Origin of the sequence: Streptacidiphilus fuscans, from assembly GCF_015690355.1 — a bacterium.
Classification (GTDB): Bacteria; Actinomycetota; Actinomycetes; order Streptomycetales; family Streptomycetaceae; genus Streptacidiphilus; species Streptacidiphilus fuscans.
The window spans coordinates 32148-50412 of record NZ_JADPRT010000007.1 but is presented as its reverse complement, the minus strand read 5'-3'; the positions used below and the strand labels follow the sequence as shown (position 1 = coordinate 50412).

The window sequence follows — 18265 nt, the reverse complement described above, 5'->3', positions numbered from 1 at the left end:
ATGGGACTCCGTATCGTCCGCGTCGCCAACTTCGTCACCCCGACCTCGGGCGGCCTGCGCACCGCGCTGCGCCGCCTGGGGGAGGGCTTTCTGGCGGCCGGACACCGACCCGTCCTGGTCGTCCCCGGCCCGGAGGCGTCCGACCAGGAGACCGAGCAGGGCCGGGTGATCACGCTGCCCGGCCCGCTCGTCCCCGGTATGGGCGGCTACCGCGTGCTGCGGGACCGCGCCCGGGTGGCGGACCTCCTGACCCGGCTCCGGCCGGATCGGCTGGAGGTCTCCGACCGGACCACACTGCGCTGGACCGGCCGTTGGGCACGTGACCACGGTGTCCCGTCCGCGATGGTCTCCCACGAGAGCCTCGACGGCGTGCTGCGGGTCTGGGGTCTGCCGGGCCCGCTGGCGAGCCGGGCCGCCGACCGGCTCAACGCAGGCAGCGCCCACGCCTATACCCGGATCATCTGCACCACCGACTGGGCGGCCGCCGAGTTCCGTCGCATCGGCACGTCCAACCTCGTTCTGGCTCCGCTCGGCGTCGATCTGACCACTCGTCACCCCGACTGTTACGACCAGGCGTTGCGCGCGGAACTGGCGCGGCCCGAGGAGATCCTGCTCGTCCTCTGCTCCCGCCTCTCCACCGAGAAGCGCCCCGAGCGGGCGTTGGACGCCCTGGTCGAGCTGCGTCGACGCGGCGTGCCCGCCCGCCTGGTGGTGGCGGGTGACGGCCCGCTGCGGGCCCGTATGGCCGCCCGCGTCGAACGGGACGGACTGCCGGCCCGCCTGCTCGGTCATGTCGCCTCCGCCGAACGCCTTTCCGCCGTCCTCGCCACCGCCGACGTCGCCCTCGCTCCGGGGCCGGTCGAGACCTTCGGACTCGCCGCCCTCGAAGCCCTGGCCTCGGGCACTCCGGTCGTGGCCAGCGCCTCCTCCGCCCTGCCCCCCATCCTCGGCCCGGCGGGCCTCCCGGCGGCCGACACCGGCGAGGCCTTCGCCGACGCCGTCCAGCAGCTCCTGGACCGACCGGAGTCCCGACGCCGGGGCGCCGCCCGAGCCCGGGCCGAGCAGTTCGGCTGGGCGACGGCGGTCGACGCCTTCCTCGCAGCTCACGAGGCACCCTCCAGCGCGCCTGCACCGGCGCCCACGAACCTGGTTGCGATGGCCGCGCCCGCCGCGGCCCAACTCGTCCCACCACTCGCAGCCCAACCCTGCGCACCTCCGGAAGGAGCCCCGCGATGACCCAACTTCGTATCTCCGCGCTCGGCGACTCCCTCACCGAGGGGCTCGGCGATCCCGTGCCCGGCGGCTGGCGTGGCTGGGCGGCACTGCTGGCCGACAGCCTCTCCGTCGAGCCGGAGGGCCACGACGGCGTCGCCTTCGTCAACCACGCCACCAGCGGCGCCCAGACCGCCGATGTGCTGCGCCGTCAGCTCCCCGAGGCCAGGGCTCGACGGCCGCACGTCGCAGCCGTGCTGGTCGGCGTGAACGACACGCTACGGGCGACCTATGACATCCACGCCGTCGCCCGGCACCTCGACACCGCCTTCGGCAGCCTGGTCGAGGACGGGACGGTGCTGCTGACCGCATGCCTGCCCGACCCCGGACGCATGCTGGGGCTGCCCACCGCGCTCGCCCGGCCGCTCGGCCGGCGGATGGCGAGCGTCAACACCGTCGTCCACGCGCTCTCGGACCGCTACGAGGCCGTCCACGTGCACCTGGCCGACCACGACTGGATCCACGACCCGGCCATGTGGTCCGTGGACCGGCTGCACCCGAGCGAGAGCGGGCACCGGGCCCTGGCCCGCGCGTTCCACCACGAACTCGCGGAGCGCGGCGTGCCGGTCGGGCCCGCTCCCGACCTCGACACGGACGGCATCGCCCCGAGCCGGATCGCCCAGATCCTCTGGATGGCGACCAAGGGCACCCGTTGGGTGTTCGACCGCTGCACCGACCTGCTCCCGGACCTGCTCCGGCTCGCCGCGGCGGAGCGCCGCGACACCCGCGGCGGCGACCTGCTCGACCACGAGGCCGCCGAGCAGACCGCCGCAGCGCTGCGCGCCCTGCCGTGCCCGGTTCCGTACCCGACGCAGCGTCAGCTTGCGGCTGTTCACCCAGGCCCTGTTCGGACCGGCCCTCTACAGCCAGGTCCTGTCCAGGCCAGCCCGGTTCAGCCCGTTGCTGTGCAGCCGGTGGCTGGTCAGCCCAACGTGGCCGCGCGGACGCAGAGCACGGTGGGCAGATGCTCGTGGAGCAGCGCCCAGGTCTCGCCCTCGTCGGCGCTGCCGTACACCTCGCCGTTCTTGTTGCCGAAGTAGATCCCGGCGGGTTCGCCCTGGTCGGTGGTGAGCGCGTCGCGCAGCACGATGCCGAAGTGCTCGCCCTGCGGCAGGCCCTTCTCCAGCGCCTGCCAGGTCTCGCCCGCGTCGTCGGTCCGGTAGATCCGGCAGCGGTGCTCGGGGGCGAGCCGCTCGTAGTCCGCCACCAGCGGGAACACGTAGGCAGTGTCGCCCCTGTGCGGGTGGGCGACCACGGGGAAGCCGAAGTCGGCGGGGAGGCCGGCGTCGATACGCTTCCAGAGCGCGCCGCCGTCGTCGCTCCGGTAGACGCCGCCGTGGTTCTGCAGATAGAGCCGGTCGGGGTCGACGGCGTCCGTCGAGATCTTGTGCACGCATTGGCCGAACTCGGGCAGGCGGTTCTCCTCGGGGAAGAAACGCGCCTCGATCCCGGTGTTCGAGGGCTCCCAGCTCGCGCCCGCGTCGGCGGAGCGGTAGACGCCGCCGGAGGAGACGGCGATGGTCAACCGGGCCGGGTCGCGCGGGTCGAGGATGATCGTGTGCAGGCCCTGGCCGCCGAAACCCGCACCCCACTGCTCCCGCTGCGGATGCTGCCACAGGGCCTCGACCAGCGAGAACGACGTGCCGCCGTCCTCGGAGCGGAACAGTGCGGCGGGCTCCGTGCCCGCGTAGACGACACCCGGCTCGTCCGCCCCGGCGGGCTGCAGCTGCCAGGCCCGGACCAGCGAGGCCTCCGTGCTCTCGGGGAATCTGATGGCCGGCTTGGCCGGCTCCTGCCAGGTGGCGCCGAAGTCGTCGGAGGTGAAGACCGACGGGCCCCAGTGGCTTGAGTCGGCGCCGACCAGGATCCGCGGGGTCTCGCCGCGGAGATCGAAAGCCACCGAGTAGACGCCCTCCATCAGGAAGTGGGGGCCCGTCCACTCCCACGACCGCCGGTCCTTGCTCCGGGCCAGGAAGAGGCCCTTCGCCGTGCCCACCGCGAGCATCGTTCCGGCCGTACCGCCAACCATGCCGACCACCTCCGAACAGGGAAGAACAGAGAAGAACAGAGAAACTGAAGGGCAGAGAGTGAAGGGTTTGCCGAGGCTGAATTCTTCGGACGGTTGCAGTCTGGACCTCTTGTGGCCCGATGTCCCGCGCAACACAAATCGAACCCACGAACGAGTGAGCGCGCGTATCCTGCCGCGCGCCGGAAGCCCTCAGCGCAGCGGGCCGGAGACCGGAACGAAGCGCACCGGCGTGCCCGGCACGGCCTGGGCAGCGGCGGCCAGATCGGCCTCCGGGACCACGCCGATCACCGGATAGCCGCCCGTGGTCGGGTGGTCGGCGAGGAAGACCACCGGCATCCCGTCCGGCGGCACCTGCACCGCGCCCAGCACCATGCCCTCGCTCGGCAGCTCGGCCTGACCGTGTCCAAGCCCGGCGCGCCGGACCAGGGCGGGCCCGTCCGTCAGCCGCAGCCCGACGCGATTGCTCTGCGGCGAGACCCGGTACCGGCCACGGGCAAGCGCGCGTAGCGCCTCGGCGTCGAACCAGTCCTGACGCGGGCCCGGCGCGAGCCGCAGCACCACCTCGTCCCGGTCGGAGGGCGCGGAGAGCGGCAGCCAGTCGACGCAGGGCGGCCCGAGCGCGTCCTCGTTCCCGGTCGGGACGGCCGGGCCGACCTGGCCGAGCGGCAGGACCGCACCGGCGACAAGCGGCTCCGGGCCGAGCCCGGACAGCAGGTCCGTGGACCGGCTGCCCAGCACCGGAGCGACGGCGAAGCCGCCGTCCACCGCCACGTAGCACCGCAATCCGGCCGTCACCGTGCCGACCTCGACCAGTTCCCCGGCGCGGGCCCGGACCGCCGCGCCCCACGCCGCCGTCCGGCCGCCGACCCGGACCGGCGCGGGCGCGCCCGTGACCGCGACCCAGGCGTCCGTCTCGGCGCGCAAGGCGATCCCGCCCAGGGTCGCCTCGACCACCGCCGCGCCCGGAGGGTTGCCCACCAGCGCGTTGGCCCGCGCCGCCGCGGGTCGGTCCAGCGCCCCCGCGTGCGGCACACCGAGCGCGGCCACCCCCGAGCGGCCCTCGTCCTGCACCGTCGCCAACGGCCCCGGCCGCACGACGGTGACGGCGCGCGCCGCGCTCTGGCCGGTCGCTGCGGGCACCGCGCCCACCGCGCCCACCGCAGGCCCAGGCGCGGGCCCGGCCGCCGCCGAGCCCGCCCGAACCGGCCTGAACCCCACGCGCGTCCCCGGGGCCAGCAGCGCGGCCGGATCACGCGACGGATCCCAGAGCGGCAGCGACGTCCGCCCGATCAACTGCCAACCGCCCGGCGAAGGCCCCGGGTACACCCCCGTGTACGCGCCGCCCAGGGCCACCGAACCCGCCGGCACCCGCGTCCTCGGTGTGGCCCGGCGGGGCACCGCCAGGCGTTCCGGCAGCCCGGTCAGATACGCGAACCCCGGTGCGAACCCGCAGAAGGCCACCCGGAACTCGCACGCCGCGTGCAGGCGCGCCGCCTCCTCGACAGACACGTCCCACAGCGCGGCGACGTCGGCCAGATCCTCGCCGTCGTAGACCGTCGGGATCTCCACCAGGGGGCCCTCGCCGACCGGCAGCGCGTGCGGCTGCCAGCCACCCAGCCACCGTGCCAGCGTGCGCACCTGCCCCGCGTCTGCCAACCCGTCGACCAGCACGGTCCGCGCCGCCGGGACCAACTCGGCCCCGGCGTCCAGGCCGCCGGCCTGCCGATGTTCCGTCAGATCCGCCAGCAGCGCCGCGACGTGCTCGTCCGAATCCACCTCGGCCAGCAGCGCCCGCAGACCCATCGGGCGGACCGTCACCGCCATCCTCCGCGCTCCGTCCCCCATGTCCTGGCCCCGGTCACTCCGTCACCCCGCCTCTCGGCCACTCCACCCGTTCGCCGGCACCGAGCTCAGGCGAAGGCCCCGATCGCCACGCCCGCAGCCTCCAGCGCCGCACGGACCCGCACCGCGAGCGCCGCCGCGCCCGGGGTGTCACCGTGCAGGCACAGTGAAGCAGCCGCCACTGACACCCGCGTCCCGTCCAGTGCGACGACCTCTCCGCCCGAGGCGATCGAGACCGCCTGGGCGACCACGGCGTCCTCCCCGTGCAGTACCGCGCCGGGCTCGCCGCGCGGCACGAGCGTGCCCTCGGGCGTGTACGCGCGGTCGGCGAAGGCCTCGGCCACCGTCGGCAGGCCCGCCTCGGCGGCGGCGTGGAGCAGTGCCGATCCGGGCAGGCCCAGGACCGGCAGCTCACGCGCGAAGGCCCGGGCGAAGCCGGTGACCGCGTCGACCACCGCGCCCGCCTGCGCCACGTCGCGCACGGCGCGGTTGTAGAGCGCGCCGTGCGGCTTGACGTAGGCGACGCCCGCTGCTCCGGCCTGCCGCGCGAAGACCTCCAACGCGCCGATCTGGTACAGCAGTTCGTCCGCCAGCTCGGCTCTCGGCACGTCCATCGCACGCCGTCCGAAGCCCGCCAGGTCCCGGTAGGAGACCTGCGCGCCGATCCGCACGCCCCTCTCGGCGGCCTGCTCGCAGACCCGGCGCATGGTGGTCGGGTCGCCCGCATGGAACCCGCAGGCGACGTTGGCACTGGTCACCACCTGCAGCAGCGCCTCGTCGTCGGTCAGCGTCCAGCGGCCGAAGCCCTCGCCCAGATCGGCGTTGAGATCCATGATCAGCGCACCTCCTGCGGCGATCGTATGTCGCTCCGGTGACATGTCGACAGAGAGACCCGGCGGAGAGGCATCGATGCGGTGCACGCCCGTGGACCGGCGTCATCATCCCCTCTGTCGCGCCGGTCTGCCGGATGAGGCGGGTGCGCCCGGCAAAGATCACCCGCGCGGACGATCTCGAACAGCCGTGTGCGAACAGTCGATCTACGCTCCGGAGGTGTGCCGCGTCCCACGCGCGGCCCCAGCTCCCAGACCTTTCCCGAAGGCATTCCCGCAAGGAGGCACCCGATGGGAAGCACACGCATCTTCCTCGCCGAGGCTCTCGGTACGGCGATTCTGATCATCGGCGGTGTGGGAACCGCCGTGTTCGACGCCGACCGGGCCGGGGTGCTCGGCGTGGCCCTCGCCTTCGGCATCAGCCTGGCGGTCGCCGCGTACCTGATCGGGCCGATCTCCGGTTGCCACATCAATCCGGCGGTCACGGCGGCGATGGCTGTGGTTCGCAAGACGCCCGGGCGACTGGTGCCGTACTACGTCGGCGGTCAGGTCTTCGGCGGTCTCTTCGGCGCTCTGCTGATCTGGTCCGTGGCGCAGGGCCGCCCCGGCTTCACGGCGGTGGGCGCGGACGGCAGGCCGACCATCGTCTCCGTCAGCGAGGCCGGTTTCGCCTCCAACGGCTACGGCGCCCACTCGCCGGACCACTTCAACCTCGGCGCGGTCATCCTGGCCGAGGTCGTCGCGACCGCGGTCTTCGCGCTCGTCGTGCTCGGCACCACGGCCAAGGGCTTCCCGGTGCCGATGGGCGGACTGATCGCGGGCGTCGGGCTCACGCTGGTGCACCTGGTGACCATTCCGGTCAGCAACACCTCGGTGAACCCGGCCCGTTCGCTGGCCACCGCGATCTTCCAACACGGTTGGGCGCTGAGCCAGCTCTGGGTCTTCATCGTCTTCCCGTTGATCGGTGGCACACTCGCCGGCCTCGGCTGGCTCGCCCTGGGGCAGGCGCAGACGGCTGCGGCCGTCACCGCCGACTCGGAACTGGCCACCGCCTCGGCCACGGGAGACTAGGAACTCCGCACGACAGTCCGGCTGCGGGGGCCTGCACGAGGAGCGGCGCGCTGAGCGGTGTGCGGAACAGACCGGGATGATCCGTGCCGTTTGGGACGTTGTCCGTCCGAGCCTCTACGCTAGGCCCCCGTGAGCACCACCGCCGAAGCAGCACGCCCCGCGCCGGGCCCGGCGGCCGACGAGGGCCTCGCCCGTCGGCTGCGCGCACTGGCGTGCACCGCGCCGCTGCACGACCTCGACAGCCGCAAGGCCAACCTGGCCGGCGAATACGCGGTCTACGGCATGGCCGAGGTCGCGCTCTCCGCGATCGACCTGGTCACCCTGCACATGGACTTCGACACCGGCGCCGATCGGGACGAGGTTCTGGCCCGGCTCCACCCGCGCGTCGCCGCGCAGGCGCCCGAGCGCCCCTGGCGGGAGCACGAGCGGGTCGCCAAGTGGGTGTTGGAGTCGCTGATCAATGTCGGCAGCGTCGACCGCGGCTTCCGTGCCGTCTACGGCACCTTCGCGTCCGACGGCTCGTACGTCCGCCGGGACTACGACTTCAAGCTGATCGAGGAGGTCCCTGGCGCCGACGGCGGGGTCTACCTCCGAACCACCGACGAGGCCGTCAACGTCCTGGTCGGCGCGCTGGACACCGACGTCACCTCCGCGCAGATCGCCGCCGAGGTCAAGCTGGAGGTGTTGATCCGGCGCGGGCGCCTGGCCGACGCGCAGCTCGCCGCCGAGCAGGCCCGCTACCGCACGGTCCAGTACAGCGAGTTGCTGCGTCGCGCGCTGGAGGCGACCCGCCGCAACGTGCGCGCGGTCGACTGGATGGAGACGGTTCCCGACCTCATCGCCGAGGCGCTGGAGCACATCGCCGACCGCTACCGCCACGAGAACGCGATCCTCACCAACATCCGCCGGGCGCGCGACGAGGCGGAGGCTGCGGATCCCAAAAGCGCCGAGCACAAGCGGCGCGCGGCCGAGCTGGTCGACATCGTCAAGGACTGCATCCGCAGGCACACCCAGTTGCAGACGCGCCTGCTGGAGGCCGGCCCGCTCTTCCGCGCCGAGCAGGACCGCCAGGCCTTCGCCACGCCCACCGTGCGCAGCGGCCTCGACCTCTACGGCCAGCTGCTCGCCCCGGTGCTGCCGCTGCCGCTGGACCAGGCCTCGGCGGTCACGACGGCGTTCTTCCGCAAGGGGATGGGGCTGCGCACGCCCGGCGCGGTGCGCCTCACCGACCTGGTCGACGTGCTGCTGACCCCGCCGGTCGAGCGCGAGCACCTGGGAGCGGAGCTCCCGGAGCCGGACCTGATCTCCACGCCGGACGACAGCCGTTTCTCCGACGCGCAGTTGGAACATGCCCTCGCCCTGCTCGACCTCCCTCCGGACGCCCCCCGCCGCCTGTCCGGCCTGCTGGCCGAGGCGCGCCGGGCTGACCCCGAACTCCCGTACCTGGTCACCCTCCTGGCCGTCCACGCGGCGAGCCCGTCCGTCGGCACGGCGTACCGCCAGGGCGAGGAGCGGCTGCTCTTCGCCGTCGACGACGGCACCCGCCTGCAGGACGAGGAGTTCGGCGGGGCCGACCTGATCGTCGGCAGCGCGCTGCTGGACGCCGTGGGCATGGCGGCTGACCGTGCGGAGGCGAGCTGATGCAGTTTCGGTCAGGGGGCAGCTCCTCAGGGGCGCGGGGCTCTGCGCGACAAGCCACCGCGAGAGGTGAGTCGCCGAACGCACAGGGCCATCCGCACGGGGTGGCTGCTAGCGCAGTTCCCCGCGCCCCTGAGGAAGTTGCAACTGTCTCTTCTGCACCTGTCGAAGGATCGACGTCATGACCGAGGAAAGCTACGACGCCCCCGCCGGTGAGAGCGGGTCCCGCCCCGCGCCCATCACCCCCGCCGACGTCGCCGACGCCTCGCGGCTCGTCTCCTTCGGCGTGCAGCCGAAGCTGCTGCCGTCCCGGGACACCGAGTACGCCGAGCTGATCCGGCGTTACCGGGACGACCCGGCCTTCGCGCGGCTCGCCGACGCGGTCGCCGTCGGGCTCGGCCTGATTGTGCTGGAGGTGTCCGCACGGGCGGGCATGGCCGTCGCCGCCGCCGAGGACAGTGTCTTCGCCGTGCGGATGGGCGACTACTCGCGGCGCGCCGCGTCCGAGGCCACCGACCGGTTCCTGCACGGGCTGGCGCACCTCGCCGTCGCCGCGCTCGCGTTCCCGCGGCCGGAGGACCTGGCCGACGACGGGTACTTGGGCCGGATCACCGTCAACGGCGTGGACGCCTTCGTCCGGCAGGCCTGCCGTCGGCTGGAGGAGCAGGCCGATGTCGCCGGGGACAACACCGACCCGGTCAGCGAGGCGCCCGGCCTGGAGGCGGCGTGGCGCGTCTACGCCCGTCGCAGCGCGACCGGCGCGACCAAGGACGCCCGACGGCTTGCCGGGTCGACCATCGGCATCGTGGGCAAGGCCGTCTCCTTCCTCGTCGACTCCGGCTTCCTGCAGAAGACCTCCGACGACTCCGGGGGCACCTACCGCACCACCGCCCGTTACCAGTTGCAGGTCCGGGACATGGCCGGGAGCGCCGCGATGGAGGAGCTGCTGGCGCTCGGCATCGTGCCGGTGACCGACGGGACCGGCACGCTGCTGCCGCCGGACGACTCCGAGGACCTGGTCACCGACGCCGGGCTCCCGTTCCACAGCGTCTGACCCCGCGCGTCCACTTTCGTCCACCGTCATCCGCCGGCATCCGCTGTATGACGGTTCGTCATCTTCCGTGGCTCAGTTGCCTCGAGGGACCGGGCGACGGCTCGGCGAAACGCAAAGCGAACGCCATGGAGCCCCGCCGCGCGCTCCGTGACCATGGTTGACGTGCCACGGAGGACCCGCCCGCGAAGGCGGCCAGGCCTCCGGAACTCGACAAGGAAGGTCGCGAAATGCGTAAGTGGACAGTCGCCGTCGTCGGCGCAGTCGCCCTGGTCGGCTCGCTCGGCCTGGGTGCCAGCAGCGCGAGCGCCACCACCGTGTCCGCGAAGGCCGTCGGCCACCGGATGCAGCCCTACGCCGCCAACGGCACGTGGGTGCTGCAGAGCGCCGCCACGGGCAAGTGCATCGACGACAGCAACTACGGTCTGCGGGACTTCGGTTGCCAGGACCAGAACGGCCCCTACGCCGGCTTCCAGCAGTTCCGCATCATGGGGCAGCCCAACGGGACCGACGTGCTGCAGAGCGTGGCCACGGGCAAGTGCGTCGACGACAGCAGCTACGGTCTGCGGGACTTCGGTTGCCAGGACCAGAACGGTCCGTACGCCGCGTTCCAGCAGTTCTACATGTACGCGGAGCCCAACGGATCGGTCGTGCTGCAGAACGTGGCCACGGGCAAGTGCGTCGACGACAGCAGCTACGGTCTGCGGGACTTCGGCTGTCAGGACCAGAACGGTCCGTACGCCGGCTTCCAGCAGTTCTGGATGAGCTGAGCATCACGATCCGCCGGCACCCGTGCGGAGCTCGATGAGCGCGGGGCGGGATGAGCGGGCGGGCGGTGGTGGGGAGTGTCGAGGAGGACGCCTCACCCTGCCCGCCTGTCACAGCAGCCTCCTGCGTGTCGGACCGCCGCGCAGCGACGCCCGATCGATTTGGTGATGGCTGGTCAAGTCACCTGTGAAGTCGCTATCGTCGCCCTTTGGGGGAGGAAAGCTGCTGCGCGGGTCGCAGCAGCAGCCGTATGCGCAGTTCCTGCTCCCGGCAAGGCCTGACCGGGGGGCAGGGCTATGGGGGAGTTCGGCGATCTGCTGCGTGCGTGTCGGCTCAAGGTCGGCTGGACGCAGGAGCATCTGGCGGAGCGTTCGGGCGTGTCCAACCACGCCATCAGCATGCTGGAGTCCGGGCGGCGTCGACCGCGCCTGTCGACGGTGTCCCGGCTGGCCGACGCGATGGCCCTGGAACCGGCCGATCGGAACCGGATCGTCTCGGCGGTGAACGCCCAGGGGTCAGCGGCGCCGGCAGGCGTCGGGGGCTCGCCGTCACGGCCCGCCGAACTTCAGGCGGACCTGCACGACTTCACGGGCCGGTCCGCAGTGACCGAGCAGTTGGCGGCCCTGCTCCAGGACCACTGCGCGGGACCGGTGCCGCCGGTGGTGCTCACGGCGATCAGCGGCGCGGGCGGGGTGGGCAAGACCACGCTGGCCGTGCACGTCGCCCACCAGGTGATCCACTCCTTCCCTGACGGTCAGTTGCAGGTCGACCTCCAGGGAGCCGAGGCTGAGCCGACGGCTCCGCACGATGTCCTGGCGCGGTTCCTGCGCGCCCTCGGCGTGGCACCCGAGCAGATACCCGCGGATGCCGACGAGCGAGCCGCCCGTTACCGCACTCTGCTGGCCGACCGGCGCGTGCTGGTCTTCCTGGACAACGTCAGGGATGCCGCGCAGATCCGTCCGCTGCTGCCCGGGGCTGGTCGCACGCGGGTGCTCATCACCAGCCGCAGCACCCTGCCCGGGCTCGACGGTGCGGCCCGGCTGACGCTGGACCGGCTCACGGCCGAGGAGGCGTCGGCGTTGCTGCGCCGCATCATCGGGGACGCGGCCGTGGATGCGGAACCCGGGGCGGCGGCCGAGGCGCTGGACGCCTGTGCGGGACTGCCCCTCGCCATCCGGCTCGCCGGCAGCAGGCTTGTGGCCCGACCGGACTGGTCCGTGCGGGACCTCGCCGGGTTGCTCGCCGACGAGACCAGGCGACTCAACGAGCTGCGGGTCGAGGACCGCGCCGTCCGGGCCACCTTCGCCGTGAGCTACCGGAATCTGCCACCGGCCCAGGCGCGGGCCTTCCGTCTGCTCGGGTCGAGTCCGGGCCCGACGACGAGCCTGGAGGCTGCTGCCGCCCTGCTCGGGATGTCGGCGGCCGAGGCGTCCGGACTGCTCGGCGACCTCGCCGCGACGTCCCTCATCGAGCTCACCGGGACGGGGCGGTTCCGGCAGCACGACCTCATCCGGGTCTACGCCGCGGAATGCGCGGCGGAGGAGCCGCCGGGCGAGCGCGACGCCGCGACGGACCGCCTGCTGACCTGGCTCCTGTACAGCAGCGAGGCCGCATCGCGCCGGTTGTACCCCGGACGCAGGCACCTGGACCTGCCGGACGCCGAACCGGGCTGCCACCCGAAGGAGTTCGCCGACCAGGACGAGGCGCTGACGTGGTCCGCGTCGGAGGGCGACTGCCTGGTCGCGGCGGTGACCGCGGCGGCGCAGACCGGTCGGCACCGGATCGCGTGGCAACTCGCGAACACCATGTGGGAGCTGTTCGACCTGCGCCCCGAGCAGCCCGGGCGGGTGCGCACCTACGAGGCGGCCGTCGCGAGCGCGCAGAAGCTGGACGACCTCGAAGCGGAGTCCTGGGCGCTCAACGCCCTCGGTGCCGCGTACCTCGAAGCACCGCGTCTCGCCGACGCCGAGGACTGCCTGCTGCGTTCGCTGGAGATCCGCGGTCGTCTCGGGGACGTGCGCGGACAGGCGTCGTGCATGGGGAACCTGGGCCACCTCAGGACAGAAGCGGGGCGGGCGGCCGAGGCGCTGCCTCTGCTGGAGCGGACGGCGGAGATCTACCACGACCTCGGCGCCGTCCACTCCGAGGGTTCGGCGCGGCTCAACCTCGGCGAGGCCGAGAAGCAACTCGGTCGGTTGGACGCCGCCTTGGGGCACTACCGGCACGCGCTCCGGCTCTTTCGGGACGCCGGCAGCGAGCATCGTGCGATCGGCCGGACCCTGAGCAACATCGCCGACACCCTCCTGCTGCTCGACCGCACCCACGAGGCCGCCGAACTGGCGACGGAGGCCTGCACGATCAACAACCGCGTGGGCAACCGGGTCGACGAGGCCGTCGCGCTGGAGGTCCTGGGCCACTTCCATGCGGCCGACGGCGACGACGCCATGGCCCGGCAGCAGTGGGCGCAGGCTCACGTGATCTTCCGCGAGCTCTCCCATCCTCGCGCCGCCACGCTCGGCGAGACCCTGCGAGCCCACGCTCCCGAGCTCTGAGACGCCCCGGTCCGAAGGACCATGTCCACCGAGCCCGCCGGTGTGGTGCGCCCCGGGCTTCGCGAAACACGGCAATCGCGACGATATCCTCTGGTGAGACCAGGCACCCCTGCCTGTCGACAGAGAACAGGAATGAGTGCGCAAGGTGTACGAGCTCAACCGGGTCCGCCTGTACTCCATCGGGCCTGCCGGTGCGCGGTACGCCGACACCGTGCTCGACCTGAGTGGTGTCGGCGACCTGGTGCCCGATCCCGTTCCGCGCCAGCCCGGGTTCTTCGACGAGGAGGAGACCGGTCCGGCCCGGCGTCCCGCGCCCGCGGGCGTGCTGTTCCTGGAGAACGGCGGCGGCAAGTCGGTCCTGCTCAAGCTGATCTTCTCGGTGATGCTGCCCGGTCACCGCAACACCCTGGGCGGCGCCAGCTCCGGCGTGCTGCGCAAGTTCCTGCTGGCCGACGACTGCGGGCATGTCGCGCTGGAGTGGCAGCACACGCTGACCGGCGAGACCGTCGTCGTCGGCAAGGTGAGCGAGTGGCGCGGACGTCAGGTCTCCGCCGACCCGCGCAAGTTCGCCGAGGCGTGGTACTCGTTCCGACCGAGCCCCGCGCTGGGCCTGGACTCGCTGCCGGTCGCCGAGCGTGCCGTGCTGATGCCCGCGCCCGGTACGGACGCGCCCAAGGCCCACCCGTCGCCCACCACCGCCCTTGAAGGTGCCGCTACGCGGCGCACCTCTGCGCGCGGTCGCCGCCGCACCATGAAGGGCTTCCGCGACGCGCTCACCGAGGCGGGCAAGCTCGCGCCGGAGCTGGAGATCACCTGGGAGGAGGGCCACGAGCGCTGGATCGAGCACCTCGGCAGTCTCGGCCTGGACCCCGAACTCTTCCGCTACCAGCGCGAGATGAACGCCGACGAGGGTGAGGCGGCGGGCCTCTTCGCGGTCAAGAGCGACAAGGACTTCACCGACCTGCTGCTCCGCGCGGTCACCGACACCCGCGACACCGACGGCCTGGCCGACCTGGTCCACGGCTTCGCCGCCAAGCTGGGCCGCCGCGCCGAGCTGACCGCCGAGCGCGACTTCACCGGCGGCTCGCTTGACCTGCTGCACCGGATCGCCGAGGCCGCGACCGCCCGGGAATCGGTCCGCGAGAACCACCGCGGCGCCGAGCGGCGTGCGCGTCGTCTGGCCCGCTCGCTGGCCGCCCGCGCCGGGCTGGAGCGCGCCCGCGCCGACGAACTGCAGGCGCAGGTCGAGTCCGCGGCCGACGCCGCCGCCGAGGCGGACGCGGCGCGGACCCGGCAGTCGCTGATCACGGCCGAGTTGACGCACCGTCATGCCAGTCTGGCGCTGGCCGATGCCACCGCCGACGCCGCCGCGCTCCGCCGCGAGCTGCTGGACGCCCGGACCCTCCACTCCGCCTGGCAGGCAACCGAGTTGGTGCTGCGCCACCGTGCCGCCGCCGACCGGGCGGTCCGCGTCTCGGCCGCCATCCGCGAGGCCGAGCGCGACGCCGCGCCCGCGCTGGCCGCCCGGACCAAGGCCGCCGTCGCTCTGGTCCGCGCCCTGGAGGCCGCCGCCGAGGCGGCCGAGGAGCGTGCCGACAGCGAGGAGTCGCGCGCCCAGGCGCTGCTCGCCGAGGGCGAGGCCGCCCGCCGCGACGCCACCGCAGCCACCACCGCCGCGCAGAAGAGCCGCAGCGAGGGCGACCACCTGCGGCAGCGCCTCGCCGAGGTCGAGCAGGAGACCCAACAGGCCGTCCGCGCCGGCTGGATCGACGCCACCACCGGCGACCCGGACGACGCCGAGCTCGTCGACCCGGCCCGCGCCGCGCTGGAGGCCGCCGACGCCGAGAAGCTGGCCACCTCCGCCTGGGAGCAGGCCCGCGCCACCGCCGAGCAGGCCGCCGGACGCTCGCGGGAGGCCTCCTCTCGCGAGAACCGCGCCGAGCTCGCCGCCGCGCGTGCCCATGACGCCCTGGCCGCAGCCGAGTCCGCCCTCGGGGTGGAGCGGCACACTCTCGGCCTGCTCGCCGCCGAGCCGCGGATCGCCGCCCTGCTCGGCGTCGCCGACGGCGAGTTGACGCCCGAACAGCTGGACGCCGCCGCCGACCCGTTGCGTGAGCAGCTCGACAACGCCGTGGCGAGCGCCGAGCGCACCCTCTTCGAGCTGCGCACCAAGGCCGCCGACGACGCTCGGATCCTGGGCGCTCTCGGTGACGGAGGTCTGCTGCCGCCCGGCCCGGACGTGTTGGCCACCGTCGAGTACCTGGGCGAGCACGGCGTCCCCGCGCTGCCCGGCTGGCGCTACCTGGCGCAGTCCGTCGACCCGGTCGACCACGACCGGATCCTCGCCGCCCGGCCGCAGTTGGTCGACGGCGTGATCGTCACCGACCCGGACACGCTGGAGCGCGCCCGCGAGGTGCTGGCCGCCGCCGCGCTGCTGCCGCGGTCCGCCGTGGCCGTCGGCACGGCCGCCGCGCTGCTCGGGCCCGTGACGGCCGAGACCGAAGCGGCGTCGACCGGCGTGTTCCTGGTGCCGCCGAACCCGGCCATGCACGACGAGTCCGCCGCCGACGAGGAGCGCCGTCAGCTGCGCGACCGCGCCGCAGCGCGCGACGAGCAGATCCGCGAACTGGCCGCCCGCCTCGGCGCGGACCGGCTGCTGGCCGGCCGGCTCACCTCCTGGCGCACGGGCTGCCCGGCCGGACGCCTGACCGAGCTGACCGTCGAGGTCGAGGCCGCGCGTGCCGCGCTGGAGGCGGCCAACACCGAGCGCAGCGCGTCCCGCGCCGAGCACACCGAGGCCGAGCAGGAGCGTGCCGAGGCCGCCCGTCTGCGCGAGTCCCGGCTGGAGGGCGCGCAGCAGGCCCGCCGCCGCGCCGACGCGCTGGCCGGTCTCGCGTACCGGTTGCGCGAGCGCGGAGCCTGGACGGCCCGACTGCGTGGGCTCGGTGACGAGACCGCCCAGGCCGAACAGCGCCAACACGCCTGCGAGGAGCGCGCCCACGCGGCCGACGAGGACCGCCGTGCCGCCCAGCGCGCCGCCGACGACGCACGCCGCACGGTCCGCGCGCTCCGCGCCGAGCGGGCCGAACTCCCCAGCGCCGACCTGCCCGAGGACGCCTCGACCCAGGCGGCAGGCGACGAACTCCCCACCGCGTCCCTGCCCGCACTGCGCGAGGCGCACCGCGTCGCGGCCCAGCTCTACGAGAAGGTCGGCGTCGGCGCGGACCTGCGCGCCGAGCAGGCGCGGGCGGAGAGCGACGAGTCCGGCTCCCGGGCCGAGCTCGACCGGCTCACCAACAAGGTCCGCACCCGCGCCGAGGAGCTGCTGGGCAGCCCCGACGGCGCCGACGGCCCCGGCCGCCAGGCCGCCGCCGCCCGCGCCGAGGACCTGGTCCAGACGATCGAGGCACGCGCCTCCGCCGCCAGCGAGCAGCTCGGCCGCCTGCGCGCCGAGACCGAGCGCAGCGCCCCCGCGTCCGGCGACGCGCACACCGAACTGTCCGAGGAGCTGGTCCCTGGCGACCAGGAGCACGCACAGACGCTGCTCCGCGCCGCGACCGCCGAACTGGCCGGCCGTAGCGACGCGTTGGACGCCGGCCGGGCGGCCCACGCCGAGCTGCTGCACGTTCTCACGGCCACCCAGCACGCCGCCGCCGAGTTCGACGAGACCGCGGCCCAGCTCCGCGACGGCCTGCGCGAGCCGGCCGCCGAGGCGAACGGCTCGGCCACCGAGGAGGAGGAGCAGGCAGCGCCGGTCACCGGCAGCCTGCCGGAGGCCCGGCACGCCGCCGCCGACGCGCGCCGTCAGCTGCGCGCCGCGAGCGCCGAGCTCTCCGCCGCCGACCTCTCGGTGCGCGACGCCAGCGACGCACTCGTCCGGCACGCCAACGCCACCCGCTTCGAGGCGGTCCGCACCCCGGCCCGCCAGCAGATCCGCGAGCTGCCCGCCTCCGTGCTGCCCGACTACGCGGCGCAGTGGGCGGCCGCTTTCGCGCCCCGACTGCGGGTGCTGACCGACGAGTTGGACCAGCTGGAGCGCAACCGCGACAGCATCGTCGACCGGCTGCGCGGCCTGGTCGAGACCTCGCTCGCCACACTGCGCGCCGCGCAGCGGCTCTCCCGCCTTCCGGAGGGCCTGGGGGAGTGGTCGGGCCAGGAGTTCCTGCGGATCCGCTTCGAAGAGCCCGACCACGCGGTGCTGACCGAGCGTCTCGGCGAGGTCATCGACGAGGCCACCCGCGCGGCGGTCAAGCGCACCGGCGGCTCCGCCTCCGGCGCGGCCAACGCCGGTGCGGTGGACTGGAACCGCCGCGACGGCATGTCCCTGCTGCTGCGCGGTGTCCACGCGGCGCTGGAGCCGCGCGGCGTCACCGTCGAGATCCTCAAGCCCGACGCGGTGCTGCGCGCCGAGCGGGTGTCGGTCAGCCAGATGTCCGACGTCTTCTCCGGCGGGCAGCTGCTGACCGCGGCCATCGCGCTCTACTGCACCATGGCCGCCCTGCGCGCCAACGACCGCGGCCAGGCCAAGCTGCGCCACGCGGGCACGCTCTTCCTGGACAACCCGATCGGCCGCGCCAACGCGACCTACCTGCTGGAGCTCCAGCGTGCGGTCGCCGACGCGCTCGGCGTCCAGCTGATCTACACCACGGGTCTGTTCGACACCACGGCGCTGGCCGAGTTCCCGCTGATCATCCGGCTGCGCAACGACGCCGACCTCCGGGCCGGGCTCAAGTACATCTCCGTGGAGGAGCACCTGCGCCCGGGCCTGCCGGAGATCGACGACGAGGAGGCCGAGATCCACGGCGCGGTCAGCGCCACCCGCGTCTTCCGCCGCCCGCGTCCCGACGACGTCGACGGCGTCGAAGCCGTCGAGGACGCCGTGGACATCGCGGACTCGGAGGCGGCGGAGAGCTCAGGGCTCAGCGAGGACGCTTCGCACCCGTCATCGGAGTGACGCCGCCGGAGCCGTGGAGCTGCTCGCGGTTGGAGCGGCGGGTGATCCAGACGTCCAGGCCGAACCAGGTCGTCAGGAGCACCCCCGCCACCGTCGCGGTCAGCCAGGCCCCCGCCTGCTGAGCCTGCGCCACCGAAACGAATATGGTGAAGACCAGGGACGCCATCGTGAACGCCGCGCCCATCAGCAGTCGTACCTGCGCGCGGCGCGCCTTGTCCGAGACTCGAACCATCGTCGTACCCGCCATCTCGAACCCTG

The 18265-nt window shown here is 73.7% G+C and carries 12 protein-coding genes; 8 read left to right on the top strand and 4 right to left on the bottom strand.

Annotated elements, in window-relative coordinates; translation table 11 throughout:
- Together I2501_RS18035 and I2501_RS18030 are read left to right on the top strand one after the other, a co-directional pair.
- Entirely contained in the window at positions 1-1236 is a 1236-nt protein-coding gene (locus I2501_RS18035; RefSeq protein WP_196195111.1) for a glycosyltransferase, read from the top strand.
- Positions 1233-2312, top strand: coding sequence for an SGNH/GDSL hydrolase family protein (locus I2501_RS18030; protein WP_196195110.1), 1080 nt, complete (start codon positions 1233-1235; stop codon positions 2310-2312). The genes I2501_RS18035 and I2501_RS18030 overlap by 4 nt, the downstream gene beginning before the upstream one ends.
- Here the strand turns inward: I2501_RS18030 and I2501_RS18025 are convergent.
- The 3 genes from I2501_RS18025 to I2501_RS18015 all read right to left on the bottom strand — a co-directional run bounded on the left by I2501_RS18025 (position 2195) and on the right by I2501_RS18015 (position 5976).
- Positions 2195-3301 (bottom strand): WD40/YVTN/BNR-like repeat-containing protein, encoded by a 1107-nt coding sequence (locus tag I2501_RS18025; RefSeq protein ID WP_236046624.1) that lies wholly within the window; start codon positions 3299-3301, stop codon positions 2195-2197. The two genes, I2501_RS18030 and I2501_RS18025, sit on opposite strands and share 118 nt — an antisense overlap.
- 189 nt (positions 3302-3490) lie before the next feature.
- Positions 3491-5104: a 5-oxoprolinase subunit B/C family protein gene (locus tag I2501_RS40260; protein ID WP_215909761.1), complete on the bottom strand. Its 1614-nt coding sequence runs from the start codon at positions 5102-5104 to the stop codon at positions 3491-3493.
- Positions 5105-5211: 107 nt separating this feature from the next.
- On the bottom strand, positions 5212-5976 hold the full coding sequence (locus I2501_RS18015) for a LamB/YcsF family protein (RefSeq protein WP_408022748.1): 765 nt from the start codon (positions 5974-5976) through the stop codon (positions 5212-5214).
- A gap of 288 nt (positions 5977-6264) precedes the next feature.
- On the opposite strand from I2501_RS18015, the gene I2501_RS18010 reads away from it, so the two are divergent.
- From I2501_RS18010 to I2501_RS17985, 6 genes are all read left to right on the top strand, one after another.
- Positions 6265-7044, top strand: a complete 780-nt coding sequence (locus tag I2501_RS18010; protein WP_196195107.1) for an aquaporin — start codon at positions 6265-6267, stop codon at positions 7042-7044.
- A gap of 129 nt (positions 7045-7173) precedes the next feature.
- Positions 7174-8685, top strand: a complete 1512-nt coding sequence (locus tag I2501_RS18005) for a hypothetical protein (protein ID WP_196195106.1) — start codon at positions 7174-7176, stop codon at positions 8683-8685.
- Positions 8686-8863: 178 nt separating this feature from the next.
- Positions 8864-9736, top strand: a complete 873-nt coding sequence (locus I2501_RS18000; protein ID WP_196195105.1) for a hypothetical protein — start codon at positions 8864-8866, stop codon at positions 9734-9736.
- 227 nt (positions 9737-9963) lie between these two features.
- The gene (locus tag I2501_RS17995) at positions 9964-10503 is read left to right on the top strand and encodes an RICIN domain-containing protein (protein ID WP_196195104.1); all 540 of its coding nucleotides are present in this window, start codon (positions 9964-9966) and stop codon (positions 10501-10503) included.
- A gap of 294 nt (positions 10504-10797) precedes the next feature.
- Positions 10798-13053: a helix-turn-helix domain-containing protein gene (locus I2501_RS17990; protein ID WP_196195103.1), complete on the top strand. Its 2256-nt coding sequence runs from the start codon at positions 10798-10800 to the stop codon at positions 13051-13053.
- Between the two features lie 145 nt (positions 13054-13198).
- Complete coding sequence (locus tag I2501_RS17985) at positions 13199-18007, top strand: hypothetical protein (RefSeq protein ID WP_328806436.1); 4809 nt, start codon at positions 13199-13201, stop codon at positions 18005-18007.
- Here I2501_RS17985 and I2501_RS17980 read toward each other — a convergent pair.
- A complete protein-coding gene (locus I2501_RS17980) occupies positions 17973-18239 on the bottom strand; it encodes a hypothetical protein (RefSeq protein ID WP_196195102.1) in 267 nt (88 codons plus the stop codon). The genes I2501_RS17985 and I2501_RS17980 overlap by 35 nt on opposite strands.
- Positions 18240-18265: the final 26 nt, after the last annotated feature.